Here is an 18,631-nt window from a genome sequence, read left to right as displayed (position 1 = left end):
ACCCTGTGTGATCAGGCCCAGCCCACCCCCGGGTGAATCAGGCCCAGTACACCCCGTGTGAAGCGCGCACCCACTAGCCTGTGACCGAAGAGCCCTTGGAGCGGCCCATGGAGCCCAATGTCCTGCTCGACGCCCTCCTCGCCGAGGCGGGCATGTCCCACGCCGGACTCGCCGCGTACGTGAACCAGGCGGGCAGCACCCGCGGTCTCGCCCTACGCTACGAACACACCGCCGTCGCCCGGTGGTTGAAGGGCCAGCGCCCCCGCGGCCAGGTTCCCGACCTGATCTGCGAGGTGCTCGGCGGCCGGCTGCGGCGCCCGGTCGGGCTGGACGACATCGGGCTCGGTCTGCCGGACCGGCCCGCGGCCCTCCACGGCTCCCCGCTCAGCGGGTTCGTCGACCGGGCCGCGGCCCTGTGGCGTTCGGACGGGCAGGCCAAGTCCCGGGCGCTCGCCGCCGGGGCCGTCACCGGGACGCCCGCCGTCATCCCGGTCTGGGAGTGGGAGAACCCGCCCGAGGACGCCGACGTGTCCCGCGAGGGCCCGCACCGGATCGGGCCCGAGCACATCGAGGTCCTCAAGGCGGCCCGCGCGCACTACGAGCTCATGTACCGCCGGGCCGGCGGGGTGGCGACCCGGGACCGCGTGGTCCGCTTCCTCGGCAGCGAGACCGCGCCCATGCTGCGCGGGAGCTACTCCGACGAGGTCGGCCGCCGCCTGCACCGCGCCACCGGCTCCCTCGTGGCGGTGGCGGGCATCTGCGCGTACGACTCGGACGCCCACGGCCTGGCCCAGCGCTACTTCCACCAGGCCCTGCGCCTGGCCAAGGCCAGCGGGGACCGGGGGCTCGGGGCGTACGTCGTCGCGCTGATCGTCAACCAGTCCCTGCACCTGCGGGAGTACCGCCAGGCCGTCGCCTTCGCGGAGGCGGCGCTGCGCTCCGCGGGCCGGCACACCACCCCGGCGCTGGCCGCCGACCTGTACGCCATGCAGGCCAAGGCTTACGCCCAACTCGAAGACCACCGGGCCGCGTTGGAGTGCATCCGGCTGGCGGAGTCGGCCGCCGACCGGATCCGGCCGGGCACCGAGCCGGACGAGACCGGCTACGTACAGCCCGGACTGGTCAACGTCCAGGTCGCCGAGGCACTGCTCAGCCTGGGCGACCTCGCGGGCGCGCACGAGCAGGCGACGGCCGCCGTGGGAACCCCCGCCCACGACCGCGGCCGGGTGCACCGGCTGGCGATGCTGTGCGAGATCCAGCTGCGGCAGGGGGAGGCGGACCGGGCCGTGGCGGCCGCGGCCGAGATGGCCGAGCGCGCCAAGGGCATGGAGTCGCTGCGCCTGCGCGACCGCTTGCGGACGGTCCGCACCCAGCTGCTGACCAGCGGATGTTCGGGTGCGGAAGAGACCGCCCTGCTCATCGACGGGGCGCTGCGCGTCCCCCTGTGAGGGCCTGTTCTGCTGCCATGTTGCCACCAACCCGATCGGAAGGTGGCAAGACCGTGCAGTGGATGAACCTGAACGAGCAGACCGTGTACAGAAACCGCTGGTTCGACGTGAACCTCGCGGACGTGGAGCTCCCCGACGGCCGGCACCTGGACCACTTCGTGATCCGGCTGCGCCCGGTGGCCGTGGCCACGGCCGTCAACGCGGCCGACGAGGTGCTGCTGCTCTGGCGGCACCGCTTCATCACCGACAGCTGGGGCTGGGAGCTGCCCGCGGGTGTCGTCGAGGACGGCGAGTCCGTCGAGGCCGCGGCCGCGCGGGAGATGGAGGAGGAGTCGGGCTGGCGGCCCGGCCCGCTCCGCCACCTGATGACCGTGGAGCCGTCCAACGGGCTGACGGACGCCCGCCACCACCTCTACTGGGCGGACGGGGCCACCTACACCGGCCATCCCGAGGACGACTTCGAGTCCTCGCGCCGGGAGTGGGTCCCGCTGAAGCTCGTACCGGAAATGATCGCGCGCGGAGAGGTCCCGGCCGCGAACATGGCGGCCGGGCTGCTCCTGCTGCACCACCTGCGGCTGGGCTAGGCCGTCCCGCACGGATCGTGCCCCGGACCGGTGCCGGCCCGGTCCGGGGAAGGGCGCGGCCCCGCGAGGGGCACGGCCCGGGGCGGGGGCCTACGCGTACGGGTAGAAGCCCGAGCCCGTCTTGCGGCCGAGGCGGCCCGCGTCGACCATCCGCTGGAGCAGCGGGGGAGCGGCGTACAGGGGCTCCTTGAACTCCGAGTACATCGAGTCCGCCACCGAGGCCACCGTGTCCAGGCCGATCAGGTCCGCCAGCTTCAGCGGGCCCATCGGGTGGGCGCAGCCCAGCTCCATGCCGTTGTCGATGTCCTCGCGGCTCGCGATGCCCGACTCGAACATCCGGATCGCGGACAGCAGGTACGGGATGAGCAGCGCGTTGACCACGAAGCCCGAACGGTCCTGGGCGCGGATCGCGTGCTTGCCCAGCACGTCCCGCACCAGGGCGTCGGCGCGCTTGACCGTCTCCTGGCCCGTGGTCAGCGCCGGGATCAGCTCGACGAGCTGCTGCACCGGGGCCGGGTTGAAGAAGTGGATGCCGATGACCTGGTCGGGCCGCGAGGTGGCGACGGCCAGCTTGACCAGCGGGATCGAGGAGGTGTTCGAAGCCAGGATCGCGTCCGGGCGGGTGACCACCTGGTCGAGCACCTGGAAGATCTCCGTCTTGACCTGCTCGTTCTCGACGACGGCCTCGATCACGAGGTCGCGGTCGGCGAACTCGCCGAGGTCGGTGGTGAAGGTGAGGCGGGCCAGGGTGGCGTCCCGCTCCTCCTCGCTGATCTTGCCGCGTTCGGCGGCCTTGATCAGGGAGTTGTGCAGCCGGGTGCGCCCGATCTCCAGCGCCTCGCCGGTGGTCTCGGCGACCATCACCTCAAGGCCGCTGCGGGCGCACACCTCAGCGATGCCCGCGCCCATCTGGCCGCAGCCCACTACGCCGACGCGAGCGATGTCGGTCGGGAGGGTAGGGAGGTCCGTCACATCGTGCCTTTCGCTGCTCATCCATCGCGGGTCCCCCGTGTTCGGCAGTGGTAACTGCATTCCGGCGCCCGCCACGCCCCCCGACGTTACCCCCGACCTTGACCCCGGTGGCGGGCCGGGGCGGGCATGCTGGGCGCACGCAGAGGGATGTCACGCAAAGGAACGGAGTCGTCACATGGCGTACATCGGACGGCGGGGGCTGCTGGCGGGGGCGGCGGGGGCGCTGGCCGCGGCCGCGACGGCGGCCGCGGCGGCGGCAGCGGCGACGGGTGCGGGGGCTACGGGTGGGCCGGGCACGGGGGCGAGCGGCGCGGTGGGGACCGCGGTGCGGGCGGGGCGGCCCCGGCCGGCGGGCCGGGCGGACGGCCCCGAGTTCCGCGCGATGTGGATCGCCTCCGTACAGAACGTGGACTGGCCCTCCGAGTCCGGGCTGTCCGCGGCGGAGCAGCGCGAGGAGCTGCTGTTCCTCCTCGACACGGCCGTCGAGCGGCGCCTGAACGCGGTGGTCCTCCAGGTCCGCCCGGCGGCCGACGCCCTGTGGCCCTCCCGGCTGGAGCCCTGGTCGCAGTGGCTGACCGGCGAGCAGGGGGTCGACCCCGGCTGGGACCCGCTCGGCACCGCCGTCGCCGAGGCGCACGCCCGCGGGCTGGAACTGCACGCCTGGTTCAACCCGTACCGGGTGGCCAACCACACCGACCCGGGCCGGCTCGTGCCCTCCCACCCGGCCCGGCGCAACCCCGGCTGGACGGTCCCGTACGGCGGGAAGCTCTACTACAACCCCGGCCTGCCCGAGGTGCGGCGCTTCGTCCAGGACGCGATGCTCGACGCCGTCGCCCGCTACCCCGTCGACGGGGTGCACTGGGACGACTACTTCTACCCGTACCCCGTGGACGGCCAGTCCTTCGACGACGACGCGGCCTACGAGCGGTACGGCTCCTCCTTCGCCTCCCGCGCGGACTGGCGCCGCCACAACACGGACACCCTGGTCCGCGAGATGTCCGGGAGGCTGCGGACGCTCCGGCCCGCGGCGCGCTTCGGCATCAGCCCGTTCGCGATCTGGCGCAACGCCGACCGGGACCCGCTCGGTTCACCGACGCAGGCGGGCCTCGGCACGTACGACGACCTGTACGCGGACACCCGCAAGTGGGTCACCGAGGGCTGGATCGACTACGTGGCCCCGCAGGTCTACTGGCACATCGGACACCCGACCGCCGACTACGCCGACGTCGTCCCGTGGTGGGCGCGGACAGTCTCGGGCACGGGAGTGGACCTCTACATCGGGGAGGCGCTCTACCGGAGCGACGCGAACAGCCCCACCGCCGCCTGGCGCGATCCGGCGGAGCCGTCCCGGCACGTGCGCTTCGCGCGGCAGTACCCGGAGGTCCGCGGTCACCTCTGGTTCTCGGCGAAGCAGGTGGCCGCGGACCCCAACGGGGCGATGGCCCGGGTGGTCGCCGACCACTACGGATCGGCGGTCCGCCCGCGCTGAGCCGGCGCCGGGCGGGGTGGCTTCGGGCGGGCCGGTGCCCGGCGTGCCGGCGCCCGCGGCGTCAGTGCCCGTCCGCCTCGGGGTGGGGGTGGCGGACCACGCAGTCCGGCCCGGGGGCCATGAGCGCCTCGTGTCCGTCCTGGAAGCGCACCCGGTAGGGGGGAGTCCCGTTGTCCCCCAGGACCTGGGTGATCTCGCCGACCTTGTCGTTCTGACCTACGATCCTGCCGTGCTGCACCAGCTGGTCGCCCTCAGTCGCGTGCATGTCCGACCTCCTCGGTGGCGGTCCGATCCGGTGTTAGCAGTTTAGGTCGTCCTGTTGTGGTTTGACCCGTTCGTCACTTGGCCCGTTGTGTGACCGCGATGCAGACGAGCACCGCGCAGGCGGCCACGGGCGCGGCGGGCGAAAGGTGCTCGCCCAGCAGCGCCACCGACCACACGAGGGTCAGCAGCGGCTGGGCGAGCTGGAGCTGGCTGGCCCGCGGCGCGCCGATCTCGGCCATGCCGCGGTACCAGACGTACAGCCCGAGGAAGGTGGAGCCGGCCGCCGCCCAGACCAGGCCGGCCAGGCCGTGCCCGGTGAGGTGCACCGGCTCGTACGCCAGCCCCAGCACGGAGCCGGCCAGGCTGAGCGGCAGGCACAGCACCAGTGCCCAGCCGACCACCTGCCAGCCGGGCAGCTCCCGGGCCAGGCGCCCGCCCTCGGTGTACCCGGCGGCGCACACCAGCAGCGCGCCGAACAGGTAGCCGTCGCCGGCCGAGAGGGAGCCGCCGCTCTGCGCCACGGTGAACGCGAGGACGACCGCGGCCCCGGCGACGGCCGCCACCCAGAACCGGCGCGGGGGCCGGGCCCCGGTACGCAGCGCCGAGAGCGCGGCCGTGGTCAGCGGGAGCAGGCCGACGACCACGGCGGCGTGCGAGGTGGTCGACGTCCGCAGCGCGAGGGTGGTGAGCAGCGGGAAACCCACGACCACCCCGGCGGCGACGACCGCCAGCCCGCCCCAGTGCGCCCGCGCGGGCGGTGCGACCCGCAGGGCCAGCAGGAAGCCGCCGGCGAGGACCGCCGCGAGGGCGCTGCGCAACGAGACGAGGGACCAGGGGCCGAAGCTCTCCAGTCCCCAGGCGGTGGCGGGGAAGGTCAGCGAGAAGGCGACGACGCCCAGGGAGGCCAGGAGGGTGCCCCGGCGGCTCACAGAGTCGTCGACCGCTATCGGCGGCGGGAGGATAGCGCTATTCTGTGCTGTCATGTACGAGCGTAGCAGTGTGGTGGAGTTGGCTGAATCCCTGCGGGCGGAGCTGGACCGCTACTCGATTGGTGGAAAGCTCCCGTCGAGCAGGTCCCTGGTCGACCGCTACCGGGTCAGCCCGGTGACCGTCTCCCGGGCCCTCGCCCAGCTCGCCGCCGAGGGGCTCGTCGTCACCCGCCCCGGAGCCGGCGTCTTCCGCGCCCGGCCGCGTGCGCAGGCCGCCGCGCCGGGGGACACCTCCTGGCAGGAGGTCGCCCTCAGCGCGGAGGGGGCCGGTGAGGTCGTCCCGCGGTCCGTGGACGCCGCCGGGGTGCTGGCCTCGCTCGCCATGCCGCCGCCGGGGGTCATCGAGCTCAGCGGCGGCTACCTCCACTCCTCGCTGCAGCCCGAGCGGGCCATGGCGGCGGCCCTGGCCCGGGCCGGACGGCGGCCCGGCGCCTGGGGGCGGCCGCCCGTCGAGGGGCTGCCGGAGCTGCGGGACTGGTTCGCCCGGGAGATCGGCGGGGCGGTCGGCGCCGCGGACGTCCTGGTCACCGCGGGCGGGCAGAACGCACTGGCGACCGCCCTGCGGGCGCTCGCCCCGCCGGGGGCGCCGATCCTGGTGGAGTCGCCGACCTACCCGGGGCTGCTGGCCATCGCCCGCGCCTCGGGATGCCGGCCCGTTCCCGTACCGGTGGACGCCGAGGGGGTCCGGCCCGACCTGCTCGCCGCGGCCTTCGAGGCCACCGGGGCGCGGGTGTTCGTGTGCCAGCCGCTGTTCCAGAACCCGACCGGCGCGGTGCTGGCCCCGGCGCGGCGGGCCGAGGTGCTGCGGATCGCGCGGGCCGCCGGTGCCTTCGTGGTCGAGGACGACTACGCCCGGGCGCTGGCGCACGAAGACGCCGGCCCCCTGCCCGCCACCCTCGCAGCCGAGGACGCGGACGGGGTGGTGGTCCACGTGCGGTCGCTGACCAAGGCCACCTCGCCCAGCCTGAGGGTGGGCGCCCTGGCCGCGCGCGGCCCGGTCCTGGACCGGCTGCGCGCCATCCAGGTAGTGGACAGCTTCTTCGTGCCCCGCCCGCTCCAGGAGGCGGCCCTGGAGCTGGTCGGCGCACCCGCCTGGCCGCGCCACCTGCGGACGGTCGCCGCCGAGCTGCGGCACCGCCGGGACGTGCTCACAGGGGCGCTGCGGCGCGAGCTGCCCGGCCTGAAGGTGCCCCATCCGCCCTCCGGGGGCTTCCAGCTGTGGGTACGGCCCGCCGTCGGCGGCGACGACACCGCCGTGACCGCTGCGGCGCTGCGGGCCGGGGTCGCGGTCACGCCCGGGCGCCCGTACTTCTGCGCGGAGCCGCCCGCGCCCCACGTACGGATGAGCTTCGCGGCCGTCGCGGGCCCCGCCGAACTGGTGGAGGCGGCCGTACGGCTGCGGGCCGCCCTCGCGGACCCGGCCGCCCCGGACGCTTGACCCGGGGGGCGCCGCGCCCCACCATCACCGCATGCATGTTCGGGTTTCGCTCGTTGCCGCAGCCCGTGGTTGCCCGCTGCTCGCCGAGCGCTTCGACGACGACCGTCCGCTGGACGTCGCCGGCCGCCTCGCGGTGGAGTCCGCCGCCCGGGGCCTGGTGCCGCTGGGCGCCGCCGACCTGCGCTACTGCTCCCCGGCACCGCGCTGCCGGGCCACGGGCGAGGCCCTCGGGTACGCGCCCCTCGCCCAACCCGCGCTGCGCGGGTGCGACATGGGCCGCTGGCGGGGGCTGACGCTGGCCGAGGCTGCCGCCCACGAACCCGACGCGGTCGACGCGTGGCTGACCGACCCCGAGGCCGCCCCGCACGGCGGCGAGTCGCTGCGCGCCTTCATCTCCCGCGTCGGCGGCTGGCTGGACACCCGGCCCGCGGACGACGGGAGTGCGATCGTGGCGGTGACGGAGCCCGCGGTGGTGCGGGCGGCCCTGGTCTTCGTACTGAAGGCGCCCCCGCTGACCTACTGGAACGTCGACGTCCGCCCCCTGTCCACGCTCACCCTCACGGGCAGTCCGGGCCGCTGGTACCTCTCCCTCCCCACCGCCCGCTGACCCGCGGGGCGGCCGCTCCCCGCCTCAGGACTCGTACAGGCGCACGGCGAGGGCGGCGATGTCGTCGTCGAGGCGTCCCCTGCTGTAGCGCACGAGGTCGCGGTGGAGCGCCGCGAGCAGTTCGCGGGGCGGCGTCGGGGGCTGTTGGTGCATCCAGGCCGCCAGCGGGAAGAACTCGCCGTCGCGGGCGCGGGCCTCGGCGATCCCGTCGGTGTAGAGGAGCAGCAGGTCGCCGGGGGCGAAGGCGAAGGTGTCGACGGTGTACCGCTCGCCGATCAGCTCCGCGAGGCTGAGCAGCGGCGAGGGGGTGACCGATTCGAGGACGCGGACCTTCCCGCGGTGCAGGAGCAGGGGCGGGGGGTGTCCGCAGTTGAGGACGTCGATCCGGCCGCCCCCGTGCGGGATCTCGACGAGGAGGGCGGTGGCGAAGCGCTCCATCGGCCCCTCGGGAGGGAAGGCGGCGTTGTACCGGGTGCTGCTGGCGTCGAGCCTGCGGGCGATGTCGACCATGTCGCCCTCGTCGTACGCCGCCTCCCGGAAGGCGTTGACGATCGCCGCGGCCGCCCCCACCGCCGGAAGGCCCTTGCCCCGCACGTCGCCGATGAGCAGTCTGACCCCGAACGGCGTGTCGACCACCTCGTAGAAGTCCCCGCCGATGCGCGCCTCCGCCGCGGCCGCGAGGTACAGCGACTCGATCGCGATGCTGCCGAAGCGGCGCGGCATGGGGCTCAGCACCACCTGCTGCGCCGCGTCGGCGACGAGCCGCACCTGAAAGAGGGTGCGCTCCCGCTGGAGCCGGACGTGGCTGCCGTAGGCGGCGGCCACGGTCACCGCGATGATCCCCGCGGCGGTCCACCACGTCCCCAGGTCGGGGAAGACGAGGCCGAGGCCGATCATCAGGAAGAGGCAGACGGTCCCGAGCAGGACGGTGGGGAGCACCGGCCACATGGCCGCCGCGAGGGCCGGCGCCGCGGGCAGGAGGCGGCTGAAGGCCATTTCCGGCGGAGTGGCGTAGGCCAGGCTGGCGATGACGACGGTCAGGATCACCGGCGACAGCCGCACAAGTCTTCCCGGGCCGGGGCGCCTGCGGAGCCGCGGTCGTCCAGACTCGATCACATGTCCCACGATATCCGCGCAATGCGGGCACGGCGCTCTGGCAGAGGCCGGGGCCCGTCGCGACAGGCCGGGAATGGCCGCGGACCCCGGGGGGCAGGAGGGGTTGGCGGTGTCTTTGCATAATACTGCGGTGATACGTATAGTCATGCCATCGACGAGGAGGGTCCGATGGCAGTACGTGTAGCGGTGGCCGGAGCGAGCGGGTATGCGGGCGGGGAACTCCTGCGCCTGCTGCTCTCGCACCCCGAGGTGGAGATCGGGGCACTGACCGGGCACTCCAACGCCGGACAGCTGCTCGGCTCCCTGCAACCGCACCTGGGCCCGCTCGCCGGGCGGACCCTGGAGGCGACCACCGCCGAGGTCCTCGGGGGACATGATGTCGTGTTCCTCGCGCTTCCGCACGGCCAGTCCGCCGCCGTCGCCGCCGAGCTCGGCGGCGACGTGCTCGTCGTCGACATGGGCGCCGACCACCGGCTGAAGGACGCCGCCGACTGGGACGCCTTCTACGGCGCCCCGCACGCCGGCTCCTGGCCCTACGGCCTCCCCGAGCTGCCCGGCGCCCGCGCCGCCCTGGCGGGGGCCAAGCGGGTCGCCGTCCCCGGCTGCTTCCCCACCGCCGTCTCGCTCGCGCTCTTCCCCGCGTACGCCGCGCAGCTCGCCGAGCCCGAGGCCGTGATCGTCGCCGCCACCGGCACCTCCGGCGCCGGCAAGGCCCTCAAGCCCCACCTGCTCGGCTCCGAGGTCATGGGCTCCGTCAGCCCGTACGGCGTCGGCGGCGGACACCGCCACACGCCCGAGATGGTGCAGAACCTCTCCCCGGTGGCCGGACAGCGCGTCTGCGTCTCCTTCACGCCGACCCTCGTCCCCATGGCGCGCGGCATCCTCGCCACCTGCTCCGCCAAGGCGCTCCCCGGCACCACCGCCGAGCAGCTCCGCGCGGCCTACGAGAAGGCGTACGCCGACGAGCCCTTCGTACGGCTGCTCCCCGAGGGGCAGTGGCCGGCCACCCAGTCCGTCACGGGCTCCAACGCCGTCCAGGTCCAGGTCGCCTACGACGCGTCCGTCCGGCGGATCATCGCCGTCAGCGCGATCGACAACCTGACCAAGGGCACCGCCGGCGGCGCGGTGCAGAGCATGAACATCGCCCTCGGGCTCCCCGAACAGACCGGCCTTTCCACGATCGGAGTAGCACCGTGAGCGTCACGGCAGCACAGGGATTCACGGCGGCGGGCATCGCCGCCGGGATCAAGGCGAACGGCAACCCGGACCTGGCCCTCGTGGTCAACAACGGGCCGCGTCTGGCCGCCGCGGGCGTGTTCACCTCCAACCGCGTCAAGGCCGCGCCCGTGCACTGGTCCGAGCAGGTCCTGCGCGGCGCCGCCGTCAGCGCGGTCGTCCTGAACTCCGGCGGCGCCAACGCCTGCACCGGCCCCAAGGGCTTCCAGGACACCCACGCCACCGCCGAGAAGGTCGCGGACGTCCTCAACGCGCTCGGCACGGGCGCCGAGTTCAACGCGGGCGAGATCGCCGTCGCGTCCACCGGCCTGATCGGCGTCCTGCTCCCCATGGACAAGCTGCTGCCCGGCATCGAGACCGCGGCCGCCGCCCTCACCGCCGACGGCGGCGAGGCCGCCGCCGTCGCCATCAAGACCACCGACACCGTGCACAAGACCGCCACCGTCTCGCAGGACGGCTGGACGGTCGGCGGCATGGCCAAGGGCGCGGGCATGCTCGCCCCCGGCCTGGCCACCATGCTCGTCGTCCTCACCACCGACGCCGACGTGGACAGCGCCGCCCTCGACACGGCGCTGCGCGCCGCCACCCGCACCACCTTCGACCGGATCGACTCCGACGGCTGCATGTCCACCAACGACACCGTGCTGCTGCTGGCCTCCGGCGCGTCCGGCCGGGTGCCGGAGCAGGAGGCGTTCGCCGAGGCCGTACGGACCGTCTGCGACGACCTCGCCCGCCAGCTGATCGGCGACGCCGAGGGCGCCAGCAAGGACATCCGCATCGAGGTCGTCGGCGCGCTCAGCGAGGACGACGCCGTCGAGGTCGGCCGGTCCATCGCCCGGAACAACCTCCTCAAGTGCGCCATCCACGGCGAGGACCCCAACTGGGGCCGGGTGCTCTCCGCCATCGGCACCACCGCGGCCGCCTTCGACCCGGACCGGCTGAACGTCGCCATCAACGGCGTCTGGGTCTGCAGGAACGGCTCGGTCGGCGAGGACCGCGACCTGGTGAGCATGAAGGACCGCGAGGTGCGCATCACCGCGGACCTGGCGGGCGGCGCCGAGTCCGCCGTGATCTGGGCAAACGACCTCACCGCCGAGTACGTCCACGAGAACAGCGCGTACAGCTCATGAGCGGCGACAAGGCCGGACAGCCCGGCACCGGCACCGGCGCCCACCCCGGCACGGCGCGCAAGCACACCGCGCTGCCCAAGGCGGAGATCCTCATCGAGGCCCTGCCCTGGCTCACCCGCCACAACGGCAAGGTCGTCGTCATCAAGTTCGGCGGCAACGCCATGATCGACGAGGACCTGAAGGCGGCCTTCGCCCAGGACGTGGTCTTCCTGCGGCAGGCCGGCCTCAAGCCGGTCGTGGTGCACGGCGGCGGCCCCCAGATCAACGCCCAGCTCGACAAGCAGGGCCTCATCAGCGAGTTCAAGGCGGGCCTGCGCGTCACCACCCCGGAGGCCATGGACGTCGTACGGATGGTCCTGGCGGGCCACGTCCAGCGCGAGCTGGTCGGGCTCCTCAACCAGCACGGGCCGCTCGCCGTGGGTCTGACCGGCGAGGACGCCCACACCATCACCGCCACCAAGCACAGCCCGGAGATCGACGGCGAGCTCGTCGACATCGGGCGGGTCGGTGAGATCACCTCCATCAACACCGGCGCCATCGAGGCACTGCTGTCGGACGGCCGCATCCCGGTCGTCTCCTCCATCGCGCGCAGCGCCGACGACCACCACGTCTACAACGTGAACGCCGACACGGCGGCCGCGGCCCTCGCCGCCGCCCTCGGCGCCGAGACGCTCATGGTCCTCACCGACGTCGAGGGCCTCTACGCGGACTGGCCGAACAGCGACGAGGTGATCAGCCGGCTCACCGTCAGCGAGCTGGACAAGCTGATGCCCGAGCTGTCCAGCGGCATGGTGCCGAAGATGGAGGGCTGTCTGCACGCCGTCCGCAACGGCGTGACCACCGCCCGCGTGATCGACGGGCGGGTCCAGCACTCGATCCTGCTGGAGATCTTCACGGACGAGGGAATCGGCACGATGGTCGTGCCGGACGAGCCGCAAGGGGGAGCGAAGTGACCGCGCACACCGGCAACCAGGAGTACCGCGACCGCTGGCGGGGCGCCCTGACCGACAACTACGGGACGCCCGCCCTGGCCCTCGTACGGGGCGACGGCGCCCAGGTCTGGGACGCGGACGGCCGGCAGTACACCGACCTCGTCGGCGGCATCGCGGTCAACGCGCTGGGCCACGCCCACCCCGCCATCGTCGAGGCCGTCACCGGACAGATCTCCACCCTCGGCCACGTCTCCAACCTCTACGTCTCCGAGCCCGTCGTGGCGCTCGGCGAGCGACTGCTCCAGCTCTTCGGCCGCCCCGGCAGGGTCTTCTTCTGCAACTCGGGCGCCGAGGCCCTCGAAGCCGCCTTCAAGATCGGCCGGCTGACCGGGCGCACCCACATGGTCGCCACCGACGGCGGGTTCCACGGCCGGACCATGGGCGCCCTCGCCCTCACCGGCCAGCCGCAGAAGCGGGAGCCGTTCCTGCCGCTGCCCGGCGACGTCACGCACGTCCCGTACGGCGACGCGGAGGCCCTGCGGGCCGCCGTCACCGAGGAGACCGCGCTCGTCGTCATCGAGCCGATCCAGGGTGAGAACGGCGTGGTGGTCCCCCCGGCCGGATACCTGACGGCCGCCCGCGAGATCACCCGCGCCACCGGCACCCTGCTCGTCCTGGACGAGGTCCAGACCGGCATCGGCCGCTGCGGCCAGTGGTTCGAGCACCAGGCCCACGGGGGCGTGGAGCCCGACCTCGTCACCCTCGCCAAGGGCCTCGGCGGCGGTCTGCCGATCGGCGCCGTGGCCGCCTTCGGGCCCGCAGCCGACCTGCTCCGGCCGGGCCAGCACGGCACCACCTTCGGCGGGAACCCCGTCTCGTGCGCCGCCGGCCTCGCCGTCATCGACACGATCGCCGCCGAAGGGCTCCTCGACCGGGTCAAGGAGCGCGGCGAGCAGCTGCGCTCCGGCATCGAGGGAACCGGCCACCCGCTCGTCTCCCACGTCCGCGGCGCCGGGCTGCTGCTGGGTATCGTGCTGACCGAGCCCCTCGCGCCCCAGGTGCAGCAGGCGGCTCAGGACGCCGGCTTCCTGGTGAACGCGCCCGCCCCCGACGTCGTACGGCTGATGCCCCCGTACGTACTCACCGAGGCCGAGCTGGACGCGTTCCTCCGGGCCCTGCCCGGCATCCTCGACACAGCCCACGGGGACGGATCCGGAGAATGAGACGACGATGACCCAGGCGCAGGAGAACGACCACGTCGGGCAGGCCGTCCCGCAGACCCGCACCGCACGGCACCGGCGGATCGTGGACATCCTCAACCGGCAGCCCGTCCGCTCCCAGAGCCAGCTGGCCAAACTGCTCGCGGACGACGGGCTGAGCGTCACCCAGGCGACGCTCTCGCGCGATCTCGACGAGCTCGGGGCCGTGAAGATCCGCAACACCAACGGCGAGCTGATCTACGCGGTTCCCAGCGAGGGCGGCTTCCGCACCCCGCAGGCCCCCCTCGGGGAGTCGGCGAAGGAGGAGCGGATGCGGCGGCTCTCCGGGGAACTGCTGATCTCGGCCGAGGCCTCCGCCAACCTCGTGGTCCTGCGCACCCCGCCCGGGGCCGCGCAGTTCCTCGCGTCGGCGATCGACCAGGCCGAACTCCGCGAGATCCTCGGCACGATCGCCGGCGACGACACGCTGATGCTGATCAGCCGGGACCCGCTGGGCGGCCAGGCCCTCGCCGACCACCTGCTGCGCCTGGCCCAGAAGGAAGGCTGACCCCACGGGGGAGGGGCCCGGCAGGCGCGGTCGCCGCCGGGCCCGCCGGCCGCGGGTCGGCCGCAGGTCGCCGGCGCGTCGGCAGCCCGCGGGCCGCGGGTCAGTAGCGGGTCACCGCCAGGGTCCCCGACCCGGTGCCGATCGCGATGTGCGGGCGCCGGCGGGGGTCCGCCCAGCGCAGCAGCGCCCGCATGGCCCGGTCCGGTACGGACACGCAACCGGCCGTCGCGCCCCTGCCGTTGACGTGCAGGAAGATCCCGGCGCCCCGGCCGCGGACGGGCCGGTCGTAGTTGAAGGCGACGACCAGCGCGTGCGCGTACTGGGTGCCGTAGTCCGCCAGGTGCTCCGCCTCGCCCGGCGCGCAGTCCGCGGGCAGCGGCTCCGTCCAGCGGTTGTAGCTGCCGGAGGCGTTGTCCTGGCACCACCACGAATCGTCCGTCACCCGGCGGTAGCGGTACTGCGTACCGGCGGGCGCGCTCCGGATCCCGAAGGCGTAGGGAAGCGCGTACAGGCCCGTCGGCGTCGTGTTCGTGCCCTGGACGCGGCTCGCGCCCTCGGTGAGCCCGTTCGCCCCGAAGCGGGCCTCGGCGCTCCCGGCCTCGAACCAGCGGCCCGCCCGCCGGTCCCACCAGGTGACCCGCCCGGTCGTCGACCCGGGCGCGGGGGCGACCGCGGTGATCAGCTGACTGCCCCCTCCGGTGTCGGCGAGCCGGGCGGGCAGCGGCGAAAAGCCCTGGGGGAGCAGGGCGGTGACGATCAGTGAGCCGGTGACGAGAGCGGTACGCAGCACACGTCAGACGGTACGGGGCGGAAGGGGCAGCGGCAGCGCAGGCAGGCCGTCGACGCTGGTCCCGATGAAATCCTTCTTCTCGCAGTACGCGGCGAACTCGTCGTCCGTCTTGCGGCCGAAGTACTCCGCGTGCAGGGTGCGCTCGCCCTGGTACTCCATGAAGGGGACGGCGTACCCGCACACATCGGTGATCCGGCGGGCCCGCACGACGATGACGGCCCGGGCGGCCGGTCCGTCGGCGTCGCCGAACAGGGAGACCAGCCCGGCCCAGCGGGGGTCGTCGCGGAAGACCGCCTCGCCCTCGCCGTGAATCCGCACGATGTTCGGCGGCCCGCTGAACGCGCACCACATCAGCGTGATCCGGCCGTTCTCGCGGACGTGGGCGATGGTCTCGGCGCCGCTGCCGCCGAAGTCCAGGTAGGCGAGGGTCCGGTCGTCGATGACGACGAGGGTCCCCGAGCGGCCCTTGGGGGAGAGGTTGACGTGTCCGTCACCCGCGAGCGGGGCGGTGGCGGTGAAGAAGACGGGCTGCTCCTCGATGAACCTGCGGAGCCGGTCGTCTATGCGTGCGTGGAGTTTTCCCATGGAGATCATTATCAGTTCGTCGGGGACCCGCGGAGGGGGAGTCCGAGCTGTCGGCGCATCTGGTGCACGACGTGCTCGCTGAACAGGCCCGTGCACCGGTCCAGCAGGACGCCGACCTCCGGGTCCCCGGTCGGCAGGGCGGGGGTGCCGTACGGGGACCACAGGCTCTGGACGTACTGCCCGGCGATCCGGCGCAGGTCCGCGTCGCCGTCCGCCAGCAGGTCCACCGACGCGCGCAGCGAGACCGTTCCGCCCCGCGCGCGCAGCAGCCGGTAGGCGGCGCGGCGGGTGTGCGGCGGGCGCCCCGGCGCGAGGCGCTCCAGCAGCCGGCCGGGGTGCAGCCGGTCCGCGGAGGCCCGCAGGCTCAGCGAGGCCTCGCGGGCCACGGCGGGCGCGGGGTCGTCCAGCAGCGGCTCCAGCAGGCCCGTGTCGTGGGTGTCGATCAGCCGCAGCCCGGCGACGGCGCCGGCCCGCACCGCGCCGACGGGGTGCTCCAGCAGCGTCCGCAGCAGCGGGGCGTCCTCACGGCCGGCGCACTCGGCGAAGCCGAGCACCGCGGCGGAGGTGACGGGCCCCGGGCCCGTGACGCGCGCGAGGGAGAGGGCGTACGGGTCGCCGCCGTCCTGGCGCACCACCCAGCGGGCGCAGGCCCGGACCAGCCCGGAGCGGTCGCCGAGGTACCGCCCGGCCTCCGCGCCCCGTCCGGCCCGCCGCAGCAGGGTGACCCCGGCGGAGCGGACCAGCGGGCCGTGCCCGCCGAGCAGGGTGTCGACGGCCTCGGCGTCCGGCCCGCCGGGGGCGGCCGCGGCCAGGGCCAGGGCCGCGTCCGTCCACGTCCGGCCCGTCGCCGGGTCGCGCTCCGCGGCGGCCCGGCGGGCCAGTTCCCGTACGTCCGGCGCCCCGGCCCCGACGGCGACCCGGGCGGCGAGTCGCCGGGTGGGCAGGTCGGGGCTGTCGTGCAGCCCGGCCAGGGCGGGGCCGCCGGCCCCGGCGCGCAGCGCCCCCTCGAACAGCTCCAGCGCCCATGCGCCCTGCTCGCGGCGGCCGAGCCGCAGGACGAGCGGGGTCAGCCGGAGCAGCGCCTGCATCGGGTCGGCGGCCAGCAGGTCGGCCAGGACGCGCCGGGCCCGCCGCCGTACGGCGGGAACCCAGTCGGCGCACCGGATCGCGACGAGCTCCGGCGTGGGGTGCGGGGCGCTCAAGGCCTGCTGGCGGATCCGTCCGTCGGGGTGGCAGAGCGCGGCCTCGGGGCGGGCGGTGCCTGCGTACCGGTACGGGGGGAACGCGCGGATCTCCTGGTCGAAGGCGGTCCACGCGTCCGGTCCCGCGACGGGCAGCACCGGGCCGGCTCCGCCCGCCGCGCCGCTCAGGACCGCCTGCGCCGCCGCCCGGCCCCGCTCCGTCTCCTGCCGCCCCTTGGCGCCCATGTGCCCTCCCCCGGGTGTGTCACGTACCGATCCTAGGCCGCGGGTGGGAGCGGCGCCTCCGATATTCGGGCTGGTCACAGAGGTGCGGTGGGGCTCGATTGACGAAACATACGGACTAATGCATAGTTATGCCTGCCGTTGGATGCGCCGTACGGAGGGCCCCGGCCCGTCCCTGGCGACCGTCGCGCATCGCGACCCCGCCCGAGTCGTTGGGCAGTTGCGGGCAGGACCAGCAGGACCGGCAACATCAGCAGCATCGGCAGCATCAGCAGGACCGGCAGTACGCCGACGGCCTCCCCGCACCCTCCGCGGCGGGGAGGCCGTCGCACACCCACCCCCTTGAGGAGCAGTAGCTGTGAGCAGCAACAACGGTGACGTCCGGCTCTGGGGCGGCCGCTTCGCCGACGGCCCCGCCGAGGCCCTCGCGAAGCTGTCCGCGTCGGTCCACTTCGACTGGCGCCTCGCCCCGTACGACATCGCCGGCTCCCGGGCCCACGCGCGCGTGCTGCACAAGGCGGGCCTGCTCACGGCCGAAGAGCTCGACCGCATGACCGGCGGCCTGGACCGGCTCGAAGCCGACGTGGCGAGCGGCTCCTTCACCGGCACCATCGCCGACGAGGACGTGCACACCGCCCTGGAGCGGGGGCTGCTGGAGCGGCTCGGCGCCGACCTCGGCGGCAAGCTGCGGGCGGGCCGGTCCCGCAACGACCAGGTGGCCACCCTCTTCCGGATGTACCTGCGCGACCACGCGCGGATCGTCGGCGGTCTGATCGCCGACCTCCAGGACGCCCTGGTCGGCCTCGCCGAGAGCCACGCGGACGTGGCCATGCCCGGCAGGACCCACCTCCAGCACGCGCAGCCGGTGCTCTTCGCCCACCACGTGCTGGCCCACGTGCAGGCCCTGTCCCGGGACGCCGAGCGGCTGCGCCAGTGGGACACCCGGACCGCGGTCTCCCCGTACGGCTCGGGCGCCCTCGCGGGCTCCTCGCTGGGCCTGGACCCGGAGGCGGTCGCCGCCGACCTGGGCTTCGAGCGCGGCTCGGTCGGCAACTCGATCGACGGCACGGCCTCGCGGGACTTCGTCGCCGAGTTCGCCTTCATCACCGCGATGATCGGGATCAACCTGTCCCGGATCGCGGAGGAGATCATCATCTGGAACACGAAGGAGTTCTCCTTCGTGACCCTGCACGACGCCTTCTCGACCGGGTCGTCGATCATGCCGCAGAAGAAGAACCCGGACATCGCGGAGCTGGCGCGCGGCAAGTCGGGGCGTCTCATCGGCAACCTGACCGGCCTGCTCGCCACGCTGAAGGCGCTGCCGCTGGCGTACAACCGGGACTTGCAGGAGGACAAGGAGCCGGTCTTCGACTCCTGCGACACCCTGGAGGTCCTGCTGCCGGCCTTCACCGGCATGATGGCCACCCTCACGGTCAACCGGGAGCGGATGGAGGAGCTGGCCCCGGCCGGCTTCTCGCTCGCCACCGACATCGCGGAGTGGCTGGTCAAGCAGGGCGTGCCGTTCCGGGTGGCGCACGAGGTGGCCGGCGAGTGCGTCAAGGTCTGCGAGGGCGAGGGCATCGAGCTCGACCAGCTCACCGACGACCAGTTCGCGAAGATCTCGCAGCACCTGACCCCGGAGGTCCGGACCGTGCTCAACGTCAGGGGCGCCCTGGCCTCGCGCAGCGGCCGCGGAGGCACCGCCCCGTCGGCGGTCGCGGTCCAGCTGACCGAGCTGAAGGCCGACCTGGTCATCCAGCACGCCTGGGCGATCCACAAGCAGTAGCCGCGGGCCCGCAGGGGCGGCCGGAGCATCCGCTCCGGCCGCCCCTCCGGCGTTCCGGACCTCCGGGCCGGGCC

At 74.1% G+C, this 18,631-nt stretch carries 18 protein-coding genes; 11 read left to right on the top strand and 7 right to left on the bottom strand.

Annotation, left to right across the window (positions count from 1 at the left end):
- Positions 1-107 precede the first annotated feature (107 nt).
- On the top strand, positions 108-1,448 hold the full coding sequence (locus ACFWTC_RS11280; RefSeq protein ID WP_383925844.1) for a transcriptional regulator: 1,341 nt from the start codon (positions 108-110) through the stop codon (positions 1,446-1,448).
- 53 nt (positions 1,449-1,501) lie between these two features.
- Positions 1,502-2,032, top strand: coding sequence for an NUDIX domain-containing protein (locus ACFWTC_RS11275; RefSeq protein WP_383925847.1), 531 nt, complete (start codon positions 1,502-1,504; stop codon positions 2,030-2,032).
- Between the two features lie 90 nt (positions 2,033-2,122).
- Here the strand turns inward: ACFWTC_RS11275 and ACFWTC_RS11270 are convergent, their stop codons facing one another.
- Positions 2,123-3,025 carry a 3-hydroxybutyryl-CoA dehydrogenase gene (locus ACFWTC_RS11270; protein WP_383925849.1) on the bottom strand — a complete coding sequence of 301 codons (903 nt, stop codon included), beginning with the start codon at positions 3,023-3,025 and terminating at the stop codon, positions 2,123-2,125.
- A gap of 154 nt (positions 3,026-3,179) precedes the next feature.
- Here ACFWTC_RS11270 and ACFWTC_RS11265 point away from each other — a divergent pair, with 154 nt between their 5' ends.
- Complete coding sequence (locus tag ACFWTC_RS11265; protein ID WP_384029008.1) at positions 3,180-4,493, top strand: glycoside hydrolase family 10 protein; 1,314 nt, start codon at positions 3,180-3,182, stop codon at positions 4,491-4,493.
- 61 nt (positions 4,494-4,554) lie between these two features.
- On the opposite strand, the gene ACFWTC_RS11260 is transcribed toward ACFWTC_RS11265, so the two are convergent.
- Entirely contained in the window at positions 4,555-4,758 is a 204-nt protein-coding gene (locus ACFWTC_RS11260) for a DUF1918 domain-containing protein (protein WP_383925853.1), read from the bottom strand.
- A gap of 73 nt (positions 4,759-4,831) precedes the next feature.
- Positions 4,832-5,740: a DMT family transporter gene (locus ACFWTC_RS11255; RefSeq protein ID WP_383925856.1), complete on the bottom strand. Its 909-nt coding sequence runs from the start codon at positions 5,738-5,740 to the stop codon at positions 4,832-4,834.
- Between ACFWTC_RS11255 and ACFWTC_RS11250 the strand changes: the two genes are divergently transcribed.
- Together ACFWTC_RS11250 and ACFWTC_RS11245 are read left to right on the top strand one after the other, a co-directional pair.
- Positions 5,739-7,184, top strand: a complete 1,446-nt coding sequence (locus tag ACFWTC_RS11250) for a PLP-dependent aminotransferase family protein (protein WP_384029006.1) — start codon at positions 5,739-5,741, stop codon at positions 7,182-7,184. The two genes, ACFWTC_RS11255 and ACFWTC_RS11250, sit on opposite strands and share 2 nt — an antisense overlap.
- Positions 7,185-7,215: 31 nt before the next feature.
- Positions 7,216-7,791, top strand: a complete 576-nt coding sequence (locus tag ACFWTC_RS11245; protein ID WP_383925862.1) for a histidine phosphatase family protein — start codon at positions 7,216-7,218, stop codon at positions 7,789-7,791.
- A gap of 24 nt (positions 7,792-7,815) precedes the next feature.
- Here ACFWTC_RS11245 and ACFWTC_RS11240 read toward each other — a convergent pair whose 3' ends face one another.
- Positions 7,816-8,853 carry a PP2C family protein-serine/threonine phosphatase gene (locus tag ACFWTC_RS11240; protein WP_383925865.1) on the bottom strand — a complete coding sequence of 346 codons (1,038 nt, stop codon included), beginning with the start codon at positions 8,851-8,853 and terminating at the stop codon, positions 7,816-7,818.
- Between the two features lie 222 nt (positions 8,854-9,075).
- On the opposite strand from ACFWTC_RS11240, the gene argC reads away from it, so the two are divergent.
- From argC to ACFWTC_RS11215, 5 genes are read left to right on the top strand one after another with little or no spacing between them, the layout of a single operon-like run.
- A complete protein-coding gene (gene argC / locus ACFWTC_RS11235; RefSeq protein ID WP_383925868.1) occupies positions 9,076-10,104 on the top strand; it encodes an N-acetyl-gamma-glutamyl-phosphate reductase in 1,029 nt (342 codons plus the stop codon).
- Complete coding sequence (gene argJ / locus ACFWTC_RS11230; RefSeq protein WP_383925871.1) at positions 10,101-11,273, top strand: bifunctional glutamate N-acetyltransferase/amino-acid acetyltransferase ArgJ; 1,173 nt, start codon at positions 10,101-10,103, stop codon at positions 11,271-11,273. Before argC ends, argJ begins: the two co-directional genes overlap by 4 nt.
- The gene (gene argB / locus ACFWTC_RS11225) at positions 11,270-12,226 is read left to right on the top strand and encodes an acetylglutamate kinase (protein WP_383925873.1); all 957 of its coding nucleotides are present in this window, start codon (positions 11,270-11,272) and stop codon (positions 12,224-12,226) included. Before argJ ends, argB begins: the two co-directional genes overlap by 4 nt.
- Positions 12,223-13,428, top strand: a complete 1,206-nt coding sequence (locus ACFWTC_RS11220; RefSeq protein ID WP_383925876.1) for an acetylornithine transaminase — start codon at positions 12,223-12,225, stop codon at positions 13,426-13,428. Before argB ends, ACFWTC_RS11220 begins: the two co-directional genes overlap by 4 nt.
- A 7-nt stretch (positions 13,429-13,435) precedes the next feature.
- Positions 13,436-13,972: an arginine repressor gene (locus ACFWTC_RS11215; RefSeq protein ID WP_383925879.1), complete on the top strand. Its 537-nt coding sequence runs from the start codon at positions 13,436-13,438 to the stop codon at positions 13,970-13,972.
- Between the two features lie 100 nt (positions 13,973-14,072).
- On the opposite strand, the gene ACFWTC_RS11210 is transcribed toward ACFWTC_RS11215, so the two are convergent.
- From ACFWTC_RS11210 to ACFWTC_RS11200, 3 genes are read right to left on the bottom strand one after another with little or no spacing between them, the layout of a single operon-like run.
- Positions 14,073-14,759 (bottom strand): L,D-transpeptidase, encoded by a 687-nt coding sequence (locus ACFWTC_RS11210; RefSeq protein ID WP_384029012.1) that lies wholly within the window; start codon positions 14,757-14,759, stop codon positions 14,073-14,075.
- Positions 14,760-14,765: 6 nt separating this feature from the next.
- Complete coding sequence (locus ACFWTC_RS11205; RefSeq protein ID WP_383925882.1) at positions 14,766-15,347, bottom strand: pyridoxamine 5'-phosphate oxidase family protein; 582 nt, start codon at positions 15,345-15,347, stop codon at positions 14,766-14,768.
- 11 nt (positions 15,348-15,358) lie between these two features.
- Positions 15,359-16,774, bottom strand: coding sequence for a HEAT repeat domain-containing protein (locus ACFWTC_RS11200; RefSeq protein WP_384029004.1), 1,416 nt, complete (start codon positions 16,772-16,774; stop codon positions 15,359-15,361).
- Positions 16,775-17,129: 355 nt separating this feature from the next.
- Between ACFWTC_RS11200 and argH the strand changes: the two genes are divergently transcribed.
- Positions 17,130-18,557, top strand: coding sequence for an argininosuccinate lyase (gene argH, locus ACFWTC_RS11195; protein WP_383925890.1), 1,428 nt, complete (start codon positions 17,130-17,132; stop codon positions 18,555-18,557).
- The last annotated feature ends 74 nt before the right edge of the window (positions 18,558-18,631 follow it).

The organism is Streptomyces sp. NPDC058619, assembly GCF_042717785.1.
Lineage (GTDB): Bacteria > Actinomycetota > Actinomycetes > Streptomycetales > Streptomycetaceae > Streptomyces.
This window is presented reverse-complemented; position numbering and strand designations above follow the sequence as displayed.

Bases quoted from the DNA above. Each gene is read 5' to 3' on its own strand.
- ACFWTC_RS11280 (WP_383925844.1), top strand. From the start codon at position 108: ATGGAGCCCAATGTCCTGCTCGACGCCCTCCTCGCCGAGGCGGGCATG.
- ACFWTC_RS11270 (WP_383925849.1), bottom strand. From the start codon at position 3,025: ATGAGCAGCGAAAGGCACGATGTGACGGACCTCCCTACCCTCCCGACC.
- ACFWTC_RS11265 (WP_384029008.1), top strand. From the start codon at position 3,180: ATGGCGTACATCGGACGGCGGGGGCTGCTGGCGGGGGCGGCGGGGGCG.
- ACFWTC_RS11260 (WP_383925853.1), bottom strand. From the start codon at position 4,758: ATGCACGCGACTGAGGGCGACCAGCTGGTGCAGCACGGCAGGATCGTA.
- ACFWTC_RS11250 (WP_384029006.1), top strand. From the start codon at position 5,739: ATGTACGAGCGTAGCAGTGTGGTGGAGTTGGCTGAATCCCTGCGGGCG.
- ACFWTC_RS11255 (WP_383925856.1), bottom strand. From the start codon at position 5,740: ATGACAGCACAGAATAGCGCTATCCTCCCGCCGCCGATAGCGGTCGAC.
- ACFWTC_RS11245 (WP_383925862.1), top strand. From the start codon at position 7,216: ATGCATGTTCGGGTTTCGCTCGTTGCCGCAGCCCGTGGTTGCCCGCTG.
- argC (WP_383925868.1), top strand. From the start codon at position 9,076: ATGGCAGTACGTGTAGCGGTGGCCGGAGCGAGCGGGTATGCGGGCGGG.
- argB (WP_383925873.1), top strand. From the start codon at position 11,270: ATGAGCGGCGACAAGGCCGGACAGCCCGGCACCGGCACCGGCGCCCAC.
- ACFWTC_RS11215 (WP_383925879.1), top strand. From the start codon at position 13,436: ATGACCCAGGCGCAGGAGAACGACCACGTCGGGCAGGCCGTCCCGCAG.
- ACFWTC_RS11205 (WP_383925882.1), bottom strand. From the start codon at position 15,347: ATGGGAAAACTCCACGCACGCATAGACGACCGGCTCCGCAGGTTCATC.
- ACFWTC_RS11200 (WP_384029004.1), bottom strand. From the start codon at position 16,774: ATGGGCGCCAAGGGGCGGCAGGAGACGGAGCGGGGCCGGGCGGCGGCG.